20 protein-coding genes are annotated in these 21415 nt (G+C 65.1%); 13 read left to right on the top strand and 7 right to left on the bottom strand.

The window, feature by feature from the left end:
• The gene (locus tag ALII_RS0107670; RefSeq protein WP_024586737.1) at positions 1-702 is read left to right on the top strand and encodes a tRNA (guanosine(46)-N(7))-methyltransferase TrmB; all 702 of its coding nucleotides are present in this window, start codon (positions 1-3) and stop codon (positions 700-702) included.
• Here the strand turns inward: ALII_RS0107670 and ALII_RS22860 are convergent, their stop codons facing one another.
• Positions 703-864 carry a hypothetical protein gene (locus ALII_RS22860; RefSeq protein ID WP_173401400.1) on the bottom strand — a complete coding sequence of 54 codons (162 nt, stop codon included), beginning with the start codon at positions 862-864 and terminating at the stop codon, positions 703-705.
• A 231-nt stretch (positions 865-1095) separates the two neighbouring features.
• On the opposite strand from ALII_RS22860, the gene rimP reads away from it, so the two are divergent.
• The 10 genes from rimP (at position 1096) to ALII_RS0107615 (ending at position 13976) form a co-directional block, all read left to right on the top strand.
• On the top strand, positions 1096-1728 hold the full coding sequence (gene rimP / locus ALII_RS0107660) for a ribosome maturation factor RimP (protein WP_024586736.1): 633 nt from the start codon (positions 1096-1098) through the stop codon (positions 1726-1728).
• Between the two features lie 53 nt (positions 1729-1781).
• Positions 1782-3395, top strand: coding sequence for a transcription termination factor NusA (gene nusA / locus ALII_RS0107655; protein ID WP_024586735.1), 1614 nt, complete (start codon positions 1782-1784; stop codon positions 3393-3395).
• 26 nt (positions 3396-3421) lie between these two features.
• Entirely contained in the window at positions 3422-4081 is a 660-nt protein-coding gene (locus ALII_RS0107650) for an RNA-binding protein (RefSeq protein ID WP_024586734.1), read from the top strand.
• Positions 4078-6735 carry a translation initiation factor IF-2 gene (gene infB / locus ALII_RS0107645; protein ID WP_024586733.1) on the top strand — a complete coding sequence of 886 codons (2658 nt, stop codon included), beginning with the start codon at positions 4078-4080 and terminating at the stop codon, positions 6733-6735. The genes ALII_RS0107650 and infB overlap by 4 nt, the downstream gene beginning before the upstream one ends.
• A 104-nt stretch (positions 6736-6839) precedes the next feature.
• The gene (gene rbfA, locus ALII_RS0107640; protein WP_024586732.1) at positions 6840-7247 is read left to right on the top strand and encodes a 30S ribosome-binding factor RbfA; all 408 of its coding nucleotides are present in this window, start codon (positions 6840-6842) and stop codon (positions 7245-7247) included.
• Position 7248: 1 nt separating this feature from the next.
• Positions 7249-8217, top strand: coding sequence for a tRNA pseudouridine(55) synthase TruB (gene truB, locus ALII_RS0107635; RefSeq protein WP_024586731.1), 969 nt, complete (start codon positions 7249-7251; stop codon positions 8215-8217).
• A gap of 161 nt (positions 8218-8378) precedes the next feature.
• Complete coding sequence (locus ALII_RS0107630) at positions 8379-10091, top strand: sensor histidine kinase (protein WP_024586730.1); 1713 nt, start codon at positions 8379-8381, stop codon at positions 10089-10091.
• Positions 10092-10138: 47 nt separating this feature from the next.
• Positions 10139-10513 carry a 30S ribosomal protein S15 gene (rpsO, locus tag ALII_RS0107625; protein WP_280113762.1) on the top strand — a complete coding sequence of 125 codons (375 nt, stop codon included), beginning with the start codon at positions 10139-10141 and terminating at the stop codon, positions 10511-10513.
• A gap of 250 nt (positions 10514-10763) precedes the next feature.
• On the top strand, positions 10764-12914 hold the full coding sequence (gene pnp / locus ALII_RS0107620) for a polyribonucleotide nucleotidyltransferase (RefSeq protein WP_024586728.1): 2151 nt from the start codon (positions 10764-10766) through the stop codon (positions 12912-12914).
• Positions 12915-12977: 63 nt separating this feature from the next.
• Positions 12978-13976: a class I SAM-dependent methyltransferase gene (locus ALII_RS0107615; RefSeq protein WP_024586727.1), complete on the top strand. Its 999-nt coding sequence runs from the start codon at positions 12978-12980 to the stop codon at positions 13974-13976.
• Here the strand turns inward: ALII_RS0107615 and ALII_RS0107610 are convergent, their stop codons facing one another.
• The 4 genes from ALII_RS0107610 to fabA all read right to left on the bottom strand — a co-directional run bounded on the left by ALII_RS0107610 (position 13977) and on the right by fabA (position 18188).
• Positions 13977-15500: a bifunctional diguanylate cyclase/phosphodiesterase gene (locus tag ALII_RS0107610; RefSeq protein WP_029660303.1), complete on the bottom strand. Its 1524-nt coding sequence runs from the start codon at positions 15498-15500 to the stop codon at positions 13977-13979. It lies immediately after the preceding gene.
• 72 nt (positions 15501-15572) lie between these two features.
• Positions 15573-16394, bottom strand: a complete 822-nt coding sequence (gene fabI, locus ALII_RS0107605) for an enoyl-ACP reductase FabI (protein ID WP_024586726.1) — start codon at positions 16392-16394, stop codon at positions 15573-15575.
• A 4-nt stretch (positions 16395-16398) separates the two neighbouring features.
• On the bottom strand, positions 16399-17619 hold the full coding sequence (gene fabB, locus ALII_RS0107600) for a beta-ketoacyl-ACP synthase I (RefSeq protein ID WP_024586725.1): 1221 nt from the start codon (positions 17617-17619) through the stop codon (positions 16399-16401).
• 53 nt (positions 17620-17672) lie between these two features.
• Positions 17673-18188 (bottom strand): 3-hydroxyacyl-[acyl-carrier-protein] dehydratase FabA, encoded by a 516-nt coding sequence (fabA, locus tag ALII_RS0107595; RefSeq protein ID WP_024586724.1) that lies wholly within the window; start codon positions 18186-18188, stop codon positions 17673-17675.
• A 224-nt stretch (positions 18189-18412) separates the two neighbouring features.
• Here fabA and irrA point away from each other — a divergent pair, with 224 nt between their 5' ends.
• Positions 18413-18841: an iron response transcriptional regulator IrrA gene (irrA, locus tag ALII_RS0107590; RefSeq protein ID WP_029660302.1), complete on the top strand. Its 429-nt coding sequence runs from the start codon at positions 18413-18415 to the stop codon at positions 18839-18841.
• Positions 18842-18855: 14 nt separating this feature from the next.
• Here the strand turns inward: irrA and ALII_RS0107585 are convergent, their stop codons facing one another.
• The gene (locus ALII_RS0107585; RefSeq protein WP_244437366.1) at positions 18856-19455 is read right to left on the bottom strand and encodes an SH3 domain-containing protein; all 600 of its coding nucleotides are present in this window, start codon (positions 19453-19455) and stop codon (positions 18856-18858) included.
• 118 nt (positions 19456-19573) lie between these two features.
• Here ALII_RS0107585 and ALII_RS0107580 point away from each other — a divergent pair, with 118 nt between their 5' ends.
• Positions 19574-20575, top strand: a complete 1002-nt coding sequence (locus ALII_RS0107580) for a D-glycerate dehydrogenase (protein ID WP_024586721.1) — start codon at positions 19574-19576, stop codon at positions 20573-20575.
• Positions 20576-20625: 50 nt separating this feature from the next.
• Here the strand turns inward: ALII_RS0107580 and moeB are convergent, their stop codons facing one another.
• A complete protein-coding gene (gene moeB, locus ALII_RS0107575) occupies positions 20626-21390 on the bottom strand; it encodes a molybdopterin-synthase adenylyltransferase MoeB (protein WP_024586720.1) in 765 nt (254 codons plus the stop codon).
• Positions 21391-21415: the final 25 nt, after the last annotated feature.

Genomic DNA, 21415 nt, shown 5'->3' with positions numbered 1-21415 from the left:
ATGTCGGGACACGTTTGGGGAGAGCGGGCGACCGAAGCCTTTTTCGGCCGCCGGCACGGCAAGACGATGAGCCCGAAGCAGGTGGCGCAGATGGCGACCCACCTGCCGCGGCTGAAACTCGATTTGAAGACGCCGGCACCCGCCGATCTGCGCACGCTGTTCGCAGCGCCGGTAGATGAGGTCAGGCTGGAGATCGGCTTCGGCGGCGGCGAGCATTTTCATCACGAGGCGTCGCGTTTTCCTCAAGCCGGCTTCATCGGCGTCGAGCCCTTCGTCAACGGCATGGCGAAGTTCGTGTCGCAGTTCGATGCGGCGCCGCTCGCCAATGTCCGGCTCCATGACGACGACGCCACCGAACTTCTCGACTGGCTGCCGGGGGCATCGCTGTCGGCGATCGATCTTCTCTATCCCGATCCGTGGACGAAGAAACGGCACTGGAAGCGGCGCTTCGTCAGCCCGGTCAATCTCGACCGTTTCGCGCGCGTCCTGAAGCCGGGTGGGCGGTTCCGCTTCGCCTCCGACATCCCGCATTACGTCAACTGGACGCTGGCGCATTGCCGGGCGCATGGCGATTTCGACTGGCAGGCGGAGGGGCCGGACGACTGGCGCCAGCCTTATGAAGGCTGGCCGGGCACGCGCTATGAGGCGAAGGCGATCCGCGAGGGGCGTACGCCTGCCTATCTGACGTTCAGGCGGATCTGATCAGCGGCGCTCGATGGCACGGAACTGAGCCGGGTCGATGCCGAGGCGGGACAGATCGCCGGCGTGGGCCGGACGGCCGGCTTCGGCGGCGGCGGACACGGCGATCGCGCTGCGGAAAATGCCGAAGAAGCTGGAAACGCTGCGCTGGAGCGAACGGGACATGGCTGCGATCCTTTCAGAATTGTGCGATGCAGCAAAGATAGGTGCGCTGCCGCGATTTCGCCAATACCGCTTCGTCAGGGCAGCCATGCAGGAATGCAGGGGTCAACGCCGCTCTTGATCGGACGGGCCGGTTGGCGTATAGGAGCGTCAAATTCTTGGTCGGTATGGCAAAGAGTGGGTCCACCCGGTCCCGCTCTTTTTTGTTACCGGCCGCACGATCAGGGTCACCAATTGAGCGAAACCGGCACTTCCAAACCTTCGGGCGACGACCGCATCATCCGCGAGACGGGCATCGATGCGCGCATTGCGCAGATCATCGAACCGGTAATGCGTTCGATGGGCTACCAGCTCGTGCGGGTGCGCCTGTCGGGCCAGAACGGCCTGACGCTGCAGATCATGGCCGAGCGCTTCGACGGCACGATGACGGTCGAGGATTGCGAGGAGGTCAGCCGCGCCGTCTCGCCGGTTCTCGACGTGGAAGACCCGATCGAAAAGGCCTATCATCTGGAAGTGTCCTCGCCGGGCATCGACCGGCCGATGGTGCGCAAGTCCGACTTCGTCCTGGCCAAGGGGCATCTGGCGAAGATCGAGACCAGCCTGATGGTCGCCGGGCGCAAGCGCTTCAAGGGCAAGATCGTCGAGGCGGACGAAAACGGTATCACGCTCGAGAGCGATCAGCTCAGCTATGGCGAGGAACCGGTCGCGCGCATCCCTTACGACGCGCTCGGTGACGCCAAGCTGATCCTGACCGACGATCTGATCCGCGAGACGCTGAAGCGCGACAAGGCCGCCAAGAAGGCGCGCAAGCTCGACGACGACGTGGAAATCGAAGGCGACGGACCCGACGCCGACAACGACAACTGATTGAGACGGACGCCTGACGCGCTGCGCAGGCAAAGTGCCCAAGGAGACTTACCATGGCAGTGAGTGCAAACAGGCTCGAGCTTCTGCAGATCGCCGACGCCGTCGCCCGCGAAAAGTCGATCGACAAGCAGATCGTCATCGCCGCAATGGCCGACGCCATCCAGAAGGCGGCGCGCTCGCGCTACGGCCAGGAAACCAACATCCGCGCCGACATCAACCCGACGACCGGCGAGATGAAGCTGCAGCGCCTGCTCGAAGTGGTCGAGACCGTCGAGGAATATGCCCGCGAGATTTCGATCGAGGATGCCCGCCACCGCAATCCGGACGCACAGGTCGGCGATTTCATCGCGGACCTGCTTCCGCCGATGGACTTTGGCCGTATCGCCGCCCAGTCGGCCAAGCAGGTCATCGTCCAGAAGGTCCGCGAAGCCGAGCGCGACCGCCAGTATGACGAATATCGCGACCGCGTCGGCGAGATCGTCAACGGCTCGGTCAAGCGCGTCGAATACGGCAACGTCATCGTCGACCTCGGCCGTGGCGAGGCGATCATCCGCCGCGACGAACTGATCCCGCGCGAAAACTACAAGTATGGCGACCGCGTCCGCGCCTATGTCTACGACGTGCGCCGCGAGCAGCGCGGCCCGCAGATATTCCTGTCGCGCACCCATCCGCAGTTCATGGCCAAGCTCTTCCAGATGGAAGTGCCGGAAATCTACGACGGCATCATCGAGATCAAGTCGGTCGCCCGCGACCCCGGTTCGCGCGCCAAGATCGCGGTCATCTCGCGCGACTCGTCGATCGATCCGGTCGGCGCCTGCGTCGGTATGCGCGGTTCGCGCGTTCAGGCCGTCGTCGGCGAGCTCCAGGGCGAGAAGATCGACATCATTCCGTGGAGCCAGGACGCCGCCGCGTTCATCGTCAACGCGCTGCAGCCGGCGGAAGTCGCCAAGGTCGTTCTGGACGAGGATGCCGAGCGCATCGAAGTCGTGGTGCCGGATGATCAGCTCTCGCTGGCCATCGGCCGCCGCGGCCAGAATGTGCGCCTTGCCTCGCAGCTCACCGGCTGGGACATCGACATCCTGACCGAGGAAGAGGAATCGCAGCGCCGCCAGAAGGAATTCGTCGAGCGCTCGAACCTGTTCATGGACGCGCTCAACGTGGACGAGATGGTCGGCCAGGTTCTGGCGTCGGAAGGCTTCACGAGCGTCGAGGAAGTCGCCTATGTCGACTCGGACGAGATCGCGTCGATCGACGGTTTCGACGAGGACACGGCGTCCGAGATTCAGGAGCGGGCCCGCGAGCATCTCGAGCGCATCGAATCCGAATATGACGAGAAGCGCCGCACGCTCGGCGTCCTCGACGAATTGCGCGAAATTCCCGGCATGACGACCGCAATGCTGGTCGCGGTCGGCGAGGACGACGTCAAGTCGATCGAGGACTTCGCCGGCTACGCCGTCGACGATCTCGTCGGCTGGAAGGAGCGCAAGGACGGCGAGACGAAGATGTTCGAGGGCGTCCTGTCGCCCTTTGGCGTCACCCGCGCCGATGCCGAGCAGATGGTCGTCGCCGCCCGCCTCAAGGCCGGCTGGATCACCGAGGACGATCTGGCCTCCGAAGAGGAAGCCGCTACCGAGGGCGAGGCCCAGGACGAAACGCAGGGCGCCTGATCGGGTGCCGGATGGATGGAGCGCACTTGAACGCGGCCAGCGAACGCACATGTATAGTGACGAGGCAGGGCGGATCGCCTGACGGCTTGATCCGCTTCGTGGCCGGTCCCGATATGGGCGTCGTTCCCGATCTCAAGCGCAATCTGCCCGGTCGCGGCTGCTGGGTGACGGCGGAGCGGACCATCCTGGACAAGGCGGTGGCGAAGAACCTCTTCGCCCGCGCCCTGAAGGAAAAGGTCACCGTATCGTCCGATCTCGGCGATCTCGTCGACCGGCTTCTGGCCCGGCAGGCGCTCGGGTCGATCGGATTGGCGCGCAAGGCCGGGCAACTGGTGCTCGGCGCCGCGAAAGTCGAGGCCGCAGTGCGCAGCGGCAAGGCAAAACTCGTCCTTCACGCCATCGAAGCGTCGGAGGACGGCGTGCGCAAGATTACCCAGGCACGGCGCTCCGTTGTGCATCTGGAAGGGCCGGATATCCCCGCCTACAAACTCTTTTCGCAGGCCGAATTGGGTTTGGCATTGGGGGGGGCAAATGTGATACATGCTGCCGTGCTCGGCTTGGATGCCGGCAAAGCGGCGGCAAAGCGCGTGGGTGCGCTTGACCGATATCGGGGCGGAACCCCGGACGAGCGGAATGCGAATGCGGCGGTCATCGACCACCGAGAGGCCGCAGAGGATACGGAATGAGTGATACGAAATCGGGTGACGACAAGACGTTGAGCGTCAACACCAAGAAGACCTTGACGCTGAAGCGCCCCGGCGTGGAGCAGGGAACCGTGCGCCAGAATTTCTCGCACGGCCGCACCAAGTCCGTCGTCGTCGAGACCAAGAAGCGCAAGTTCTCCATGCCGGGCGACAAGCCGGAAGCGCCTGTCGCTGCCGCCGTGCCGGCGGCTGCGCCTGTCGTTGCGCCCAAGCCCAAGCCGGCAGCGCCCGTCCAGGCAGCGCCCGCTCCTGTCATCGAGCCGGTCGTGCGCGCGCCGCAGCCTCAGCCGCAGCGCCCCGCACCCTCCCAGCAGGCACCGCGTCCCGCACCCCGTCCGGTCGGCAATCGCGGTTCGGGCATGGTCCTGAACTCGCTGTCGAGCGGCGAGATGGATGCCCGCCGTCGTGCGCTCGAAGGCGCTCGCGTGCGCGAACAGGAAGAGCGCGTGCGCGCCGCCGAGGACGCCAAGCGCCGCGTCGAGGAAGATGCCCGCCGCGCCAAGGAGCGTGAGGAATCCGCCCGCCGCCAGGCCGAGGAGGAAGCCCGGCTCCAGTCCGAGGCGGAATCGCGCCGCCGCGCCGAAGAGGAAGCTCGTCGCCGTGCGCCCGTCACCCCGGCAGTCGCCGAGGAAGAGGAAGCGGATTCGCGCGCCAAGGCACGCCCGGCAACCGCCATCAAGCGCGGTCCGGTCAAGGCTGCCGTCGAGGCGCCGCGCCCGGCCAAGCCACGCACCGACGACGACCGTCGCCGCGGCAAGCTGACGCTCTCCGTCGCCACGTCGGATGACGGCGATGCGCGCGGTCGTTCGCTCTCGTCGATGCGCCGCCGCCAGGAAAAGTTCAAGCGCGCCCAGATGCAGGAGCCGCGCGAGAAGATTTCCCGCGAGGTGATTCTGCCCGAAACGATTACGGTGCAGGAACTTGCACAGCGCATGGCCGAGCGTGCCGTGGACGTGGTCAAATACTTCATGAAGCAGGGCCAGATCATGAAGCCCGGCGACATCATCGATGCCGATACGGCCGAGCTCGTCGCGTCCGAATTCGGGCACACCGTTCGCCGCGTGTCGGAATCCGACGTCGAGACCGGCATGTTCGACATCGCCGACAACGCCGAGGACCTGAAGTCGCGTCCTCCGGTCGTCACCATCATGGGTCACGTCGATCACGGCAAGACCTCGCTGCTCGACGCCATCCGCAAGGCCAATGTCGTTTCGGGCGAGGCCGGCGGCATCACCCAGCACATCGGTGCCTACCAGGTCGAGCAGGACGGTCAGAAGATCACCTTCATCGATACGCCCGGCCACGCCGCCTTCACGGCGATGCGCGCCCGCGGCGCGCAGGCGACCGACATCGCGATCCTCGTGGTTGCGGCCGACGACAGCGTCATGCCGCAGACCATCGAGTCCATCAGCCACGCCAAGGCGGCCGGTGTGCCGATCATCGTGGCGATCAACAAGATCGACAAGCCGCAGGCCGACCCGCAGAAGGTGCGCACGCAACTCCTTCAGCACGAGGTCTTCGTGGAATCGCTCGGCGGTGAAGTGCTGGACGTCGAGGTTTCGGCGGCCAAGGGCACCAATCTCGACAAGCTTCTCGAGGCGATCCTGCTGCAGGCCGAAATTCTCGACCTGAAGGCCAATCCGGACCGCACCGCCGAGGGCGTCGTCATCGAGGCTAAGCTCGACAAGGGCCGCGGCTCGGTCGCGACCGTGCTCGTCCAGGCCGGTACGCTCAAGATCGGCGACATCATCGTCACCGGCAACGAGTGGGGCCGCGTCCGCGCGCTCGTCAACGACAAGGGCGACCAGATCAAGGAAGCCGGTCCGGCATTGCCGGTCGAGGTCCTGGGTCTCCAGGGCACGCCGCAGGCCGGCGACCGCTTCGCCGTGGTCGAAAACGAGGCCAAGGCGCGCGAGATCGCCGAGTATCGCCAGCGTCTCGCCCGCGAGAAGGCTGTCGCACGCCAGGCTGGCCAGCGCGGTTCGCTGGAGCAGATGATGTCGCAGCTCCAGACCTCGGGACTCAAGGAGTTCCCGCTGGTCATCAAGGGCGACGTGCAGGGCTCGATCGAGGCGATCATCTCCGCGCTCGACAAGCTGGGCACCGACGAAGTGCGCGCGCGCATCGTCCATTCGGGCGCCGGCGCCATCACCGAAAGCGACGTTTCGCTGGCGGAAACGTCCGGCGCGGTCATCCTCGGCTTCAACGTGCGTGCCAACAAGCAGGCGCGTGAGGCTTCCGAGCAGGCCGGCATCGAGACCCGCTACTACAACATCATCTACGACCTCGTGGACGACATCAAAGCCGCCATGTCCGGCCTCCTGTCGCCCGAACGCCGCGAGACCTTCCTCGGCAATGCCGAGATTCTCGAAGTGTTCAACATCACCAAGGTCGGCAAGGTGGCGGGCTGCCGCGTCACGGAAGGCAAGATGGAGCGCGGCGCCGGCGTGCGTCTGGTGCGCGACAACGTCGTCATCCACGAAGGCAAGCTCAAGACGCTCAAGCGCTTCAAGGACGAAGTCTCCGAAGTGCCGGTCGGCCAGGAGTGCGGCATGGCCTTCGAGAACTACGAGGACATTCGTGCCGGCGACGTCATCGAGTGCTTCCGCGTCGAGATGATCACGCGCACGCTCTAGTGCGCGGAACATGAAACGAGGCAGCGGCGGGGCCCCCGCCGTTGCATCCGTTTGAACGAAGTCGCGACGGTTTGACCCCGTTCGCGCGAGATCGAGGTAATCCCATGTCCCGCTTCGCTTCGGACGGCCCGTCCCAGCGCCAGCTTCGCATTGGCGAGCAGGTGCGCCATGCGCTCGCCGACGTCATTCAGCGCGGCGAGGTGCGCGACGACGTGATCGAGGGCACTGTCATCTCGATCTCCGAAGTGCGGATGTCGCCGGACCTGAAGATCGCGACGGCCTTCGTCTCGCCGCTCGGCGCCAAGGACGACCAGGCCGTGATCAAGGCGCTGGCGAAGAACGCGAAGTTCATTCGCGGCCGCGTCTCGGGCGCGTTGCGCCAGATGAAATACATGCCCGAATTCCGGTTCCGGCTCGACACCAGCTACGACAATTTCGCCAAGATCGATGCGCTCCTCCGCTCGCCGGAAGTGGTGCGCGACCTTGACGACGAAGACGAGGACAAGAGCTAGTATGGCGCGGCGCGGCAAGAAGAAGGGGCGTCCGGTTTCCGGCTGGCTGATTCTCGACAAGCCGGTGGGCATGGGCTCCACCGATGCGGTCTCGAAGGTGAAGTGGCTGTTCAACGCCGAAAAGGCCGGCCATGCCGGCACGCTCGACCCGCTCGCTTCCGGCATGCTGCCGATCGCGCTCGGCGAGGCGACCAAGACGGTGCCCTATGTGCAGGACGGCGCCAAGGTCTACCGCTTCACGGTGACCTGGGGCGAGGAGCGGGCGACCGACGACCTCGAAGGCGATGTCACGAAGCGCTCCGATGTGCGGCCGACCGAGGCCGAGATCCGCGCGGTCATGCCGAACTATACCGGTGTCATCATGCAGACGCCGCCGCAATTCTCGGCCATCAAGATCGCCGGTGAGCGCGCCTATGATCTCGCCCGTGAAGGCGAAACTGTCGACATTCCGGCCCGCGAGGTCGAGATCGGCCGGTTCGACCTGATCGAACGCAACGACGACAGCGCGGTGTTCGAGATCGAGTGCGGCAAGGGCACCTATGTGCGCTCGCTCGCCCGCGACATGGGCCGCGACATGGGCTGCTACGGTCACATCTCGACGCTGCGGCGCACCGAGGTCGACCCGTTCACCGCCGACGATCTGGTCACGCTCGCCGAACTGGAAGCGGCCGTGGCATCGAATGCTCCGGAACTGGCCGAGGGCGAGGCGCCCCGACGGCCGGAAGGCGCGCAACTGAAGGCGCTCGACGACCTGCTCGTCGACACCGGCGCCGCGCTCGATTGCCTGCCGCAGGTGGCGCTGACGGATGATGCCGCCGCGCGCATACGGCTCGGCAATCCGGTTATCATCCGCGGCCGCGACGCGCCGCTCGAAGCCGACGAAGCCTGCGCCACCGCGCGCGGCAAGCTCGTCGCGATCGGCATGATCGAGGCTGGCATGTTCAAGCCGAAGCGCGTTTTCGTCGGCTGAACGCGACGCGCCCGGTTTTTCGCCCCAATTGAATTTTAGCAATCGGTGAACGATTCCCCGGAAGGGGAAAACGTTCATCAATTGTTAGCGCCTCCAGGTCGACACATGCGCTAACCTGCAGACGAGACGAGCTCGAATCGCTCGCGAGCCGGGGGAATGATTTGAGCGACGGAGCGACCGACAAGCCTGCCGAAAACGTGCGCACCCGCCTCTTCTCGTGGCCGCTGCCGATCGGCGCGTATCTCGGCGCACTCGTCGCGGTCGCGCTCATCCCGACACTTCTGTTCACCGCTGTCCTGCTCGAGCGAAACAACCGGGCCCAGCAGGACGTACTGACGACGCTGGCCGAAGCCACGGCCGGGTCGATCGTCGAGACGATCGACCGTGAACTCGCCGGCATGACGACGACGCTGCGGGTGCTGTCGACGTCGCGCTCGCTCGACACCGACGATCTCGTTGAACTCTACGACCGGGCCAGAAGTGCGCTTCGCGACACCCGATCCTACTTCATCCTGCTCGACGAAAATCTCGACCAGCTCATCAATACGCGCGTCGACTTCGGCGCCGATCTCGGCCAGACATCCGACCCGATACCAGCACAGCGTGCGCTCGATACGGGCAATACGGTTATCTCGAACGCATTTTACGGTGAGGTCGCCCAGAAATGGGTCTTCAACGTCATGGTGCCCTGGGATGAAGACGAAAAGCGGCACGTTCTGGTCCTGACCCAGAATGCCGAGGACCTGACGAGCCTCATCGCGGGACAGAACCTGCGCGGCGGCTGGAACGCCTCGGTCGTCGACGGCAACGGCATCGTCGTTGCGACGACCTTCATGTCGTCCGACATCGGCAAGCCGTTCCTGCTCTGGGAGGAGGGCCGCTCCGACAGCGCCCCCTCGCGCCAGACCCTGGCCGTCGACGGTGCGAACTACGAGACCTTCACGGTGAATTCGCGCCTGAGCGGCTGGAAGGTCGTCGTCTGGTCTCCGACCGAAGTCGTGGCTGCGCCTTTGACGCGCGCGTTGCAGACATTCGCCTTCGGCGGGCTTCTCCTCGCGGCGCTCAGTGCGCTTTTCGCCTGGGTGCTCGCGCGTCAGGTGACGCGCCCGGTGCGCGAACTGGCCGCCGACGCGCGCCGGCTCGGCTCGGGCGAAGCGGTGACCGCCAAGCCGTACAAGGTGTCGGAAATCGCGACCGTCTCGTCCGCGCTCGCCGAAGCGTCGCACGACCGGCAGGAGGCGGAAGGCGAAATCCGGTTCCTGATGCGCGAGGTCGCGCACCGGTCGAAGAACCAGTTGACCGTCGTCTCGTCCATCGCCAAGCAGACGGCCCGCCATGCGCCCGATTTCGACGCCTTCCAGGATTCGTTCCAGAAGCGCGTGCAGGGGCTGGCGCGCTCGACCGATCTCCTGATTGCCGGCGGCGTCGCGGGCGTCGAACTGCGTGAACTGCTCGAGGCGCAGATCGAGCCGTTCCGCCCGGGCGAAGCCTCGCGACTGACGATGACAGGGCCGCATTTTCGCCTGTCCAACCAGGCGGCGCAGACGATCGGGCTCGCGGTCCACGAACTGGCGACCAATGCGTCGAAATACGGTGCCTTCTCGACGAATAGCGGCCGCCTCGCCGTCGAATGGACGATCGGCAGCAAAAATCTGGTTATCGACTGGCGCGAAACCGTGGCGCGGCTGGAGCCGCGTGAGGAGGGACGCGGCTTCGGCACCGAAGTCATCGAGCGGATGCTGGGTGGCACCCTCGATGCGGTGATCGACCGCGAGATCACGCCGGACGGGCTGCATTGCCGCTTCACCATGCCGGTCGAAAAGCTTCTTCCCGACCCCGACGCGATGAAGGCCGAGCGTCGGTTCGGCGGCTAAGGCCCGCTTCGCTGAATTAGCTGGCAATGTCGGCGCATATGGACTATATGCGCGCCATCGCCGCAGCCTTTGCTGCCGCGACCACTGGCCCCCGCTGGACGACATCCCGGCCGTGGGCGACCCCATTCCTCCCAATCGAAAGGAAGCATGAGATGTCGATCACCGCTGAACGCAAGCAGGAACTGCTCACCGAATACGCGACGACCAAGAACGACACCGGTTCGCCGGAAGTTCAGGTCGCGCTGCTCTCCGAGCGTATCAAGAACCTGACCGAGCACTTCAAGGACCACAAGAAGGACAACCATTCCCGCCGTGGTCTTCTGGCTCTCGTCTCGCAGCGCCGTCAGCTCCTTGACTATCTCAAGGGCAAGGATGAAGGCCGCTACCAGACGCTGATCGAAAAGCTCGGCCTGCGCCGCTAACAGTTCTTCGGCGGGATCGCTTGCGCTCCCGCCGATTTTCGCATTCGGGCACGGTGCCCGACCCGTCCCAGTGGCCATGAAGGCCGGGACGCTCCATGGGATCGGTCATGGGGCAGGATTGCAGGATGCTCGCGCCCGCCGGCGCCGATGAAGAGCCTCCCGTTGTCTTGCCCGTGGCTCGTCCCGCCAAAGACAGGCCGGGATCGGCAAGGCGAAGGCTTTGCAAGGTTCGGCCATGAAAGGACACTACATGTTCAATCACCATCGCGTGGAAATCGAATGGGCAGGCCGCCCGCTGGTTCTGGAGACGGGCAAGATCGCCCGCCAGGCCGACGGCGCCGTTCTGGCAACCTATGGCGAGACCGTCGTTCTGGCGACCGTCGTTTCCGCCAAGGAGCCGAAGCCCGGCTTCGACTTCTTCCCGCTGACCGTCAACTATCAGGAAAAGACCTACGCGGCCGGCAAGATCCCCGGCGGCTTCTTCAAGCGCGAAGGCCGTCCGAGCGAGAAGGAAACGCTTGTTTCCCGCCTGATCGACCGTCCGATCCGCCCGCTTTTCGCCGACGGCTACAAGAACGACACGCAGGTCGTCGTCACCGTCATGCAGCATGACCTCGAGAACGATCCGGACATCCTGGCCATCGTCGCGACCTCGGCAGCCCTGACGCTTTCGGGCGTGCCCTTCATGGGCCCGATCGGCGGCGCGCGCGTCGGCTACATCAACGGCGAGTACGTCCTCAACCCGCATGTCGACGAGATGCCCGAATCCAAGCTCGACCTCGTCGTCGCCGGAACGGGCGATGCCGTGCTGATGGTCGAGTCGGAAGCGCAGGAACTCGACGAAGAGACCATGCTCGGCGCGGTCATGTTCGGCCATCGCGGCTTCCAGCCGGTGATCGACGCGATCATCAAGCTGGCCGAAGTCGCCGCCAAGGAGCCGCGCGAGTTCAAGCCGGCCGACTATTCGGCGCTCGAAGCCGAAATGCTGGGCCTCGTCGAAGACGAATTGCGCACCGCCTACAAGAACACCGACAAGATGAAGCGCTATGCCGCCGTCGACGCCGTCAAGGCGAAGGTGAAGGCGCATTTCACGCCGGCCGAAGGCGAAGAGGCCAAGTGGACCTCCGAACAGATCGGCACCGTGTTCAAGTCGCTCCAGGCGAAGATCGTCCGCTGGAACATCCTCGACACCAAGAGCCGCATCGATGGCCGTGACCTCTCGACGGTCCGTCCGATCGTCTCCGAAGTCGGCGTCCTGCCGCGCACGCACGGCTCGGCCGTCTTCACCCGCGGCGAGACGCAGGCGATCGTCGTCGCCACGCTCGGCACCGGCGAAGACGAGCAGTTCGTCGACGCCCTGACCGGCACCTACAAGGAGCGCTTCCTCCTTCACTACAACTTCCCGCCCTACTCGGTCGGCGAAACGGGCCGCATGGGTTCGCCCGGTCGTCGCGAGATCGGTCATGGCAAGCTGGCCTGGCGCGCGATCCGTCCGATGCTTCCGGCCGTCGAGCAGTTCCCCTACACGCTGCGCATCGTCTCCGAGATCACCGAGTCCAACGGCTCGTCCTCGATGGCGACGGTTTGCGGCACGTCGCTCGCGCTGATGGATGCGGGCGTTCCGCTGGCCAAGCCGGTCGCGGGCATCGCGATGGGCCTGATCAAGGAAGACGAGCGCTTCGCGGTTCTCTCCGACATCCTCGGCGACGAGGATCACCTCGGCGACATGGACTTCAAGGTGGCAGGTACCGAAGCCGGCATCACCTCGCTGCAGATGGACATCAAGATCGAGGGCATCACCGAGGAGATCATGAAGATCGCGCTCGGTCAGGCCAAGGACGGTCGCGTTCATATCCTGGGCGAGATGGCCAACGCCATCACCGAGGGTCGCTCCGAGCTCGGCGAATTCGCACCGCGTATCGAAGTGATGAACATCCCGACCGACAAGATCCGCGACGTGATCGGCTCGGGCGGCAAGGTCATCCGCGAGATCGTGGAAAAGACCGGCGCCAAGATCAACATCGAGGACGACGGTACGGTCAAGATCGCTTCGTCGAACGCGAAGGAGATCGAGGCGGCACGCAAGTGGATTCACACCATCGTGGCCGAGCCGGAAGTCGGTGAGATCTACGAGGGCACGGTCGTCAAGGTCGCCGATTTCGGTGCCTTCGTGAACTTCTTCGGCCCGAAGGACGGACTGGTCCACATCAGCCAGCTCGCCGCCGACCGTGTCGCCAAGACCGGCGACGTCGTCAAGGAAGGCCAGAAGGTCTGGGTCAAGCTGCTCGGCTTCGACGAGCGCGGCAAGGTCCGTCTGTCGATGAAGGTCGTCGACCAGGAGACCGGCAAGGAACTCGTCCGCGAGAAGAAGTCGGCTGACGCCGAAGAGGCCGACGCCTGATCCTCGCCGATATCCGAAATGGAACGGGCGCGATCTTCGCGCCCGTTTTTTTGTGAGGTTGCCGTGAACGACGCGACAAAGACGCTGCTGCATCCATTCGAGACGGGGGTGCTCGACCTGCCCGAGAGCGGGCGCCTGCTGGCGCTGAACGCCACGGAAGCGCTGGTGCGCGGGCTCAACACGGCGAGCGTCGATGCCGTGCAGGATTTCCGCCCCGAGTTCCTGAAGATCGAGCGTGCGGGCTGTCGCGTGACGCCAGCTCTGGACGGCGACGGCGACGGCTATGCGCTGGCGCTGGTCCTGTGCGGCCGGCACCGGCAGATGAACGAGCATCACGTGCTGGAGTCCAGTGCGCGCGTGATCCCGGGCGGCCTCGTGGTCGTCGCCGGCCTCAAGACCGACGGTGCCGACAGCCTGCGCAAACGGCTGAAGGATCGCTTCGAGATCGAAGGCCAGGCGGCCAAGCACCATGGCAACGTCTTCTGGTTCCGCGCCGATGGCGCGCCGGCCGAAAAGCTGGAAACCATCGTCGTCGACGATCGGTACGAGACGATGCCCGGCATGTTCTCGGCGGACCGGATCGATCCGGGCTCGGCGCTTCTGGTGGAGCACCTGCCGAAGGACCTTTACGGCGCGGTCGCCGATCTCGGCGCCGGGTGGGGGTACCTGTCGGTGGAGATCGCCGCGCGCTGCCCGAAGGTGAAGCGGATCGATCTCTACGAGGCGAGCCACGCCGCGGCACAGGCGGCGGAAGCAAACATGAAGCGGTTGGCGGGCGCCATGGCAAGCACGACGCGCTGGCTCGACGTCGCGGCCGAAGACCCGCGCGAACGCTACGACGCGGTGGTCATGAATCCGCCCTTTCATACCGGGCGCAGCGGCGACCCGGACGTCGGACGGGCAATGATCGCAGGCGCGTGGCGGCTCTTGAAACCGGGCGGTCGGCTTCATCTCGTCGCCAATGTGCACCTGCCTTACGAGGCGACGCTGTCGGATATGTTCGCCGCGACGGGCCTGAGCGCGCGCGAATCCGGGTTCAAGGTCCTCTGGGCCCGGAAGTAGTCAGCTCACCGCGCGCAGGAACGGCTTCTGCTCGACCGCGGCGACGGACAGCGGTGCCGGCCGGCCGTAATAATAGCCCTGGACGATATGGCAGCCCGCGGCGCGCAGAAGCGTCGCCTGATGCTCGGTCTCGACGCCCTCGGCGATCGTATGGACGCCGAGCGCGCGCGACAGGCCGACAATGGTCGAGACGACCGCGCCGGTGCTCGCATCGGTTTCCAGTCGCTGGATGAAGGACTGGTCGATCTTCAGCTTGTGGAACGAGAAATCGATCAGATAGCTCAGATTGGAATAGCCGGTGCCGAAATCGTCGACGGCGACCGTCAGTCCCATCGCCGTCAGATCCTTCAGGATCGCGGCGGCGCGGTCGCGGTCCTGCATCATCGCCGTTTCGGTGATTTCGATTTCCAGGCGGGAGGGATCGATCCCCGTCTCCGCCACGACGGCTGCAACCTGCGCGATGAAGTCGCGAGTCATGAACTGGACCGCCGAGATGTTGACCGCCACGAAGCAATCCTGCGGCAGGCGGCGCGCGTCGAGGCAGGCCTGGCGAAGCGCCCACGCCCCGATCGGCGCGATTATGCCCGTCTCTTCGGCGATCGGGATGAACTCGGCCGGCGGGATCATCCCGCGCGCAGGATGGGTCCAGCGCATCAGGGCCTCGTAGCCCACGATGCGCCCGCTCGAAAGATCGTGCTGCGGCTGGTAGTGCAGGGAAAATTCGCCGCGCTCGAACGCGCCGTTGAGTTCGGCCTCGATCCACTGGCGATAATCGGCGACCTCGCCCATTTCCCGATGAAACACCGCCCAGCCGCCGACGCCGGAGCCGCGGGCGTGTTGCAGCGCGAGGTTTGACAGGCGCAACAGGCGCGTCGGCTCGAAACCGTCCTTGGGCAGAGAGACGATGCCGATCGACAGATTGATCGACTGAAGGTGCGTGGTCAGCCGGTAGGGCTTGGTCATCAGATCGAGCAGGCGTTCGACGAAGAGGTCGACCCGCTCGGCCCCGCCTTCATCCTGATAGAGGAGGGCGAACTCGCCGGCGCCGATCCGGCCGACCGCCGTGCCGACCGGCACCACCTGGCGCAGCCGATCGGCAAAGGCGCGGACCAGTTCGTCGCCGTTGGAATAGCCGATCGCGTCGTTGATCGACTTGAAGCGGTTGATGTCGATGTCGATCAGAAAGACGGGCGAACCGGTCGATCGCGTGCGGTCCGCCGCCTCGCGAATCTTCGACATCATCGCCTGGCGGCCGGGCAGGCCGGTCAGCTTGTCGTGCTGCGTTTCGTGGTAGACATACTGGACGGATTCATCGACGCCGGCGAAGAAGGAAGCCGCCGAACTTGCCGCCGCGAAGGCGCAGAGCGCGGCCATGCTGAGGCCGACGATCTCGGCCGGGATGCCGCCGACGCCGCCCATGCCGTAGCGGGCGGCGGCCAGTCCGATCACGAAACTGCCGAGCGTGCAGGCTGCGATCGTCAGCAGCCGGAAGCCCTTCGTCCGGATCGGATTTCGAGACGTCATGCGGTAACACCCTGTTTCACAGATGTATTACCGCCGACTCCTTAAGATATATTTTGCAACCTTGAACGGGATTTACGCGCCTTCACCAACGATCCTGTCGGTCGACTTCAGCTCGTCGAGCTGCGGCATCGACGTGATATGGTAGCCCGAATCCACATAGTGGATCTCGCCCGTCACGCCCGAGGACAGGCCGGACAGGAGATAGAGGGCCGAGCCGCCGACCTCGTCGATCGTGACCGTGCGGCGCAGCGGCGAGTTGCGGCTCTGGAACGAGAACATCAGCCGCGCATCCGAAATGCCCGCACCGGCGAGCGTGCGCACGGGGCCGGCCGAGATCGCGTTGACGCGGATGTCGCGCGGTCCGTAGTCGTCGGCCAGATACCGCACCGACGCCTCGAGCGCGGCCTTGGCGACGCCCATGACGTTGTAGTTGGGCATGACGCGGACCGAGCCGGCATAGGTGAGCGTGAGCATCGATCCGCCGGGATTCATCATCTCGGCAGCCTTGCGGGCGATTTCCGTGAAGGAGTAGCACGAGATCACCATCGTGCGGGTGAAGTTGTCCTTCGTGGTGTTCGCGTAGAGGCCCTTCAACTCGTTCTTGTCGGAAAAACCGATGGCGTGGACGACGAAATCGATGGTGCCCCATTCGGCCTTCAGCGCATCGAAAACGCCGTCGATCGAGGCGGAATCCTCGACGTCGCAGGGTAGGACGAGCTTCGCGCCGACCTTTTCGGCGAGAGGCTTCACCCGGCGGCCGAACGCTTCGCCTTGGTAGGTGAAGGCGAGTTCGGCGCCGTGTTCGGCGAGTTGCTTGGCGATGCCCCAGGCGATCGAATGATCGTTCGCGACGCCCATGACGAGGCCGCGCTTGCCCTTCATCAAACCATCCATCGGATCAGCCCTGGTAACGCTGGAAGACCAGCGTCGCATTGGTGCCGCCGAAGCCGAACGAGTTGGAGAGCGCGATGTCGAACTTGGCGTCGTCGATGCGCTTGCGCACGACGGGCATGCCCTCGAATTCGGGGTCGAGGTTTTCGATATGGGCGCTCTCGCCGATGAAGCCGGCCTGCATCATCAGGAGCGAATAGATCGATTCCTGGACGCCCGCCGCGCCGAGCGAATGGCCGGTCAGCGACTTGGTTGACTGGATATGCGGGATATTGTCGCCGAATACCTCGCGGATTGCCCCCATTTCCTTGGAGTCGCCAACAGGCGTCGAGGTGCCGTGGGTGTTGATGTAGTCGACGTCGCCCTTCACGTTGGCGAGCGCCTGGCGCATGCAGCGCACCGCGCCTTCGCCCGAGGGGGCGACCATGTCGTGGCCGTCCGACGTCGCGCCGTAGCCGACGACTTCCGCATAGATTTTCGCGCCGCGCGCCTTGGCCGTCTCGAGGTCCTCAAGGACGAGGACGCCGGCGCCGCCGGCGATGACGAAGCCGTCGCGGCCTTCATCATAGGCACGGGAGGCGACTTCGCCGCGGTCGTTGTACTTCGACGACATGGCGCCCATGGCGTCGAAGAGGTTCGACATGGTCCAGTCGAGATCCTCGTGGCCGCCGGCGAAGATGCGGTCCTGCTTGCCGAACTGGATCAGTTCGTAGGCATTGCCGATGCAGTGTGCCGAGGTCGAGCAGGCCGACGAGATCGAATAGTTGACGCCGTGAATCTTGAACCAGGTGGCAAGCGTGGCCGATGCGGTCGACGACATCGCCTTTGGCACCGCGAACGGCCCGATGCGCTTGGGGCTGCCCTTCTCGCGGGTGATGTCGGCGGCTTCGACGATCTGCCGGGTGGACGGACCGCCCGAGCCCATGATGATGCCGGTGCGCTCGTTGGTGATCTCGGCTTCGCCGAGGCCCGCGTCAGTGATCGCCTGTTCCATGGCGACATGGTTCCACGCGCCGCCCTTGGACAGAAAGCGCATGGCGCGACGGTCGACGACCTCGGTGGGGTCGAGATCGGGCTTGCCCCAGACCTGGCACTTGAAGCCGTGCTCGGCGAACTCGTCGGAGAAGGAGATGCCGGAGCGCGCGTCGCGCAGCGAGGCCGTCACCTCCTCGGCATTGCTTCCGATCGAGGACACGATCCCCAAACCCGTGATGACGACGCGTCTCATATGGCGCTCCATTTGATGGCGGGCACGAATGTCCGCGATTGTGTCGGGATGCCTTACGCGGCTTCCTGCTTAGACAGGCCGACCTTGAGGTCGGTCGCCTTGTATATCTGTTCGCCATCGGCCTTCAGCCAGCCGTCGGCGATGCCGAGAACGAGACGGCCGCGCATGACGCGCTTGAAGTCGACGCCGTATTCGACCTTTTTCACCGATGGCGTCACCATGCCCTTGAACTTCACCTCGCCGGTCGAAAGGGCCATGCCCTTGCCCTCTTCGCCGAGCCAGCCGAGGAAGAAGCCGGTCAACTGCCACATGGCGTCGAGACCGAGGCAGCCGGGCATGATCGGGTTGCCGGGGAAGTGGCAGGGGAAGAACCAGAGGTCGGGCTTGATGTCGAGTTCGGCGCGCACGAAGCCCTTGTCGAATTCGCCGCCCGTCTCGCTGATCTGCGTGATGCGGTCGAACATCAGCATCGGGGGAGCGGGGAGCTGGGCGTTTCCGGGACCGAAAAGTTTGCCCTCGGCGCAAGCGAGAAGATCCTCGTAACCGTAGCTCGATTTCTGGTCAGCCATATCGCTCCGTCCCGTTGGCACGGTCGCTTCACGACCGTTTGAGAAAGTCCCTAGCATAGTCGGTTTGCCCGAGGAAACCGCGCTTCGCGCTTAACGCGCCCGTCCGCGCCGGTCAATGCGCCGCTATTGATCGCGGTCGGCTTACCGAATATATCTTCTTGACAACGCTGCCCGGAAAGTTCGGCAGCAACACGGTTTGTATGAACGAGTTTACCGGCGAGAGAATGGCCTCAGGCAGCGAGACCTCCGCAGCACAGATCGAGACGCGCGTCAGGCGTGCAGGGCTTCGGCCCACGCGCCAGCGCATCGCGCTTGCCGATCTTCTTTTCGCGCAGGGCGACCGTCACCTGTCGGCCGAGGAACTGCACGAGGAGGCGCAGGGCGCCGGCGTCGCCGTTTCGCTGGCGACCGTCTACAACACGCTGCACCAGTTCACCGAGGCGGGATTGCTGCGCATTCTGGCCGTCGAGGGTGCGCGCACCTATTTCGACACCAACACCTCCGACCACCATCACTTCTTCGTCGAAGGCGAGAACCGGGTGATGGATATCGAGCATGGACCGGTGACCGTCACCAACCTGCCCGAACCGCCGGAAGGCATGGAAATCGCGAATGTCGATATCGTCATTCGCCTGCGCCCGAAGCGCGGCTGACCCGATCTGATCCGTCAGTTGGTATAGGTTTCGCCCGGATAGGCGCCCCAGACCTGCGCCTGCTCGATCCAGCCGCGGTTGCCGGCAAACTCCATCTCGCACCATTCGCCATTGCAGGCCCGGATCGACCCGACGACGCCTGGCTCGATATAGGCCCGGATCGCGGCGGCGCGGTTTGCTTCGCCGTAGAGGTTGATCTGGACGTCGTCCTTGCCCTTGTGCCACGGGGCGACGACGGCGGTGCGGCTTCCCGAAAGAAGCGACTGGTTGATCCACCCCTCCGCGCCCTCGGCATCCCGCACACGGCGCCAATTGTCGTATTCCTGGATGATCTCCATCGGCAGGCCCGACTTCAGATACATCCACTCGACGGCGTAATTCGTGCCGGGGCCGACGCGAAGGTTGACGCGGTTGGCGCGCAGGCTGACGAAGCGCGGAAGCGGCAGACCGCTCGGTCCGACTTCCTGGGCGCTGGCCGTCGCCCCCGGTGCGAGCCCTCCAAGCCCCAGGCCGCCGAACGCCAGCAGAACCGCGAGGCCCGCCAGGGCAAGGCGGCGCGGGCGCGAGGAAGAGGGGATGTGGTCCTGCATGGTCGAAACGGGCCTTTCTGACATATCATCTCCAGCGCCACCGTGGCGGACGGCGCCGCGCCAGGAAATGCGGGTGATTCCGGTTTGAACTATCGGCGTTCTTGGTTAAAGAGGTCTCAACGCGTCAGGATTCGAGGAACCCATGGCAGGCCGCAAGAAGCCCCTGGTCGTCATTACCCGCAAGCTCCCCGATCAGGTCGAAACGCGGATGCGCGAGCTTTTCGACGCGCGCTTGAACGTCGACGACCGGCCGATGGCGCAGCCCCAGCTCGTGGCGGCGATGCGCGAGGCCGACGTGCTGGTTCCCACCGTTACCGACCGGATCGACGCGGCGCTGATCGAGCAGGCCGGCCCCAATCTGAAGCTGATCGCCAATTACGGCAACGGCGTCGACAATATCGACGTCGCGAGCGCCGCCAAGAAGGGCATCACCGTCACCAACACGCCGAACGTCCTCAACGAGGACACGGCGGACATGACCATGGCGCTGATGCTTGCCGTGCCACGCCGGCTCGTCGAGGGCGCGGATGTCTTGAGCGAGGACGGCAAATGGCCGGGCTGGTCGCCGACCTGGATGCTCGGGCACCGCATCTGGGGGAAGCGTCTCGGCATCGTCGGCATGGGTCGCATCGGAACCGCGGTCGCGCGCCGCGCCAAGGCGTTCGGCCTGTCGATCCACTACCATAACCGCAAGCGCGTCGCGCCGAAGATCGAGGACGATCTGGAGGCGACCTATTGGGAAAGCCTCGACCAGATGCTGGCCCGCATGGACATCATCTCGGTCAACTGCCCGTCGACCCCCGCTACGTTCCATCTCCTCTCCGCCCGTCGCCTCGCGCTGCTGCAGCCCTCGGCCTATGTCGTCAACACCGCGCGCGGCGACATCATCGACGAGGATGCGCTGATCAGGATGCTGCAGGACGGAAAGCTGGCCGGGGCCGGGCTCGACGTCTTCGAGCATGAACCGGCGGTCAGCCCGAAACTGTTGAAACTCGCCGCCAAGGGCCGCGTCGTCATCCTGCCGCATATGGGCTCGGCGACGATCGAGGGTCGGATCGACATGGGCGAAAAGGTGATCATCAACATCCGCACCTATTTCGACGGCCACCGCCCGCCCGATCGGGTGCTGCCGCTCAAGGTCTGACGCATCGGACCGAAAAGTGGGAACCGGTTTTCGGAGAATCCGATGCGCGGCTAAACTCTAGCCGCGCGGTATTTCACGACGTCGAAACGCGCGCCGAGCGCGTCGTAGAGGAGGAGCCGCCCAACCAGCGGCTCGCCTGCGCCGGTGACGAGCTTGATCACTTCCATCGCCTGCAGCGTCCCGATGACGCCCGTCAGCGCGCCGACGACGCCGGCCTGCGCGCAGGACGGAACGAGGCCGGCCGGTGGCGGCTCGGGAAAGAGATCGCGGTAGGACGGGTTCTGCCGCCCGTCCGGCCCCGCCTCGAAAGGTTTCAGGACCGTGACCGACCCGTCGAATCGGCCGACCGCGCCGGTGACGAGCGGAATGTTGGCTGCAGCGCAGGCATCGGCGAGCGCATAACGCGTGTCGAAATTGTCCGAGCCGTCGACCGCGATGTCGTAGCCGGCGAGCAGGCTGGCGGCGTTCTCTGTCGTGATGCGCAGGGCGAGAATCTCGACATTCACGTTCGGATTGAGCCGACCGATCGCGTCGGCGGCGCTTTCCCCCTTGGCCGTGCCGACCGCCTCGGTCGCGTGGATCACCTGGCGTTGAAGGTTTGACAGCGAGACATGGTCGTCATCGACGATGCCGAGCGTGCCGATGCCGGCGGCGGCAAGATATTGCAGGACAGGTGCGCCGAGCCCGCCCGCGCCGATGACGAGGACGCGCGCGCGTTTCAGCTTCTGCTGGCCCGGGCCGCCGATCTCGGCCAGCACGATATGGCGGGCGTAGCGTTCGAGTTCGTCGTCGGATAGGGGAGGGGGCTTGTTCATGGCGCGATGTTAGCCACGCGGCCGT

Origin of the sequence: Aliihoeflea sp. 2WW (assembly GCF_000497755.1) — a bacterium.
Lineage (GTDB): Bacteria > Pseudomonadota > Alphaproteobacteria > Rhizobiales > Rhizobiaceae > Aliihoeflea.
The sequence above is the reverse complement of the archived record's forward strand: the minus strand, read 5'-3'. Positions and strand labels throughout refer to the sequence as shown.

What these genes read in the sequence shown, in the direction of transcription:
- ALII_RS0107580 (WP_024586721.1), top strand. Translation starts at nt 19,574, where the DNA reads ATGGCAGGCCGCAAGAAGCCCCTGGTCGTCATTACCCGCAAGCTCCCC.
- rbfA (WP_024586732.1), top strand. Translation starts at nt 6,840, where the DNA reads ATGTCCCGCTTCGCTTCGGACGGCCCGTCCCAGCGCCAGCTTCGCATT.
- ALII_RS22860 (WP_173401400.1), bottom strand. Translation starts at nt 864, where the DNA reads ATGTCCCGTTCGCTCCAGCGCAGCGTTTCCAGCTTCTTCGGCATTTTC.
- ALII_RS0107585 (WP_244437366.1), bottom strand. Translation starts at nt 19,455, where the DNA reads ATGTCAGAAAGGCCCGTTTCGACCATGCAGGACCACATCCCCTCTTCC.
- ALII_RS0107610 (WP_029660303.1), bottom strand. Translation starts at nt 15,500, where the DNA reads ATGACGTCTCGAAATCCGATCCGGACGAAGGGCTTCCGGCTGCTGACG.
- fabB (WP_024586725.1), bottom strand. Translation starts at nt 17,619, where the DNA reads ATGAGACGCGTCGTCATCACGGGTTTGGGGATCGTGTCCTCGATCGGA.
- moeB (WP_024586720.1), bottom strand. Translation starts at nt 21,390, where the DNA reads ATGAACAAGCCCCCTCCCCTATCCGACGACGAACTCGAACGCTACGCC.
- fabI (WP_024586726.1), bottom strand. Translation starts at nt 16,394, where the DNA reads ATGGATGGTTTGATGAAGGGCAAGCGCGGCCTCGTCATGGGCGTCGCG.
- ALII_RS0107670 (WP_024586737.1), top strand. Translation starts at nt 1, where the DNA reads ATGTCGGGACACGTTTGGGGAGAGCGGGCGACCGAAGCCTTTTTCGGC.
- rpsO (WP_280113762.1), top strand. Translation starts at nt 10,139, where the DNA reads ATGCGCGCCATCGCCGCAGCCTTTGCTGCCGCGACCACTGGCCCCCGC.
- irrA (WP_029660302.1), top strand. Translation starts at nt 18,413, where the DNA reads ATGGCCTCAGGCAGCGAGACCTCCGCAGCACAGATCGAGACGCGCGTC.
- infB (WP_024586733.1), top strand. Translation starts at nt 4,078, where the DNA reads ATGAGTGATACGAAATCGGGTGACGACAAGACGTTGAGCGTCAACACC.
- fabA (WP_024586724.1), bottom strand. Translation starts at nt 18,188, where the DNA reads ATGGCTGACCAGAAATCGAGCTACGGTTACGAGGATCTTCTCGCTTGC.
- nusA (WP_024586735.1), top strand. Translation starts at nt 1,782, where the DNA reads ATGGCAGTGAGTGCAAACAGGCTCGAGCTTCTGCAGATCGCCGACGCC.
- pnp (WP_024586728.1), top strand. Translation starts at nt 10,764, where the DNA reads ATGTTCAATCACCATCGCGTGGAAATCGAATGGGCAGGCCGCCCGCTG.
- truB (WP_024586731.1), top strand. Translation starts at nt 7,249, where the DNA reads ATGGCGCGGCGCGGCAAGAAGAAGGGGCGTCCGGTTTCCGGCTGGCTG.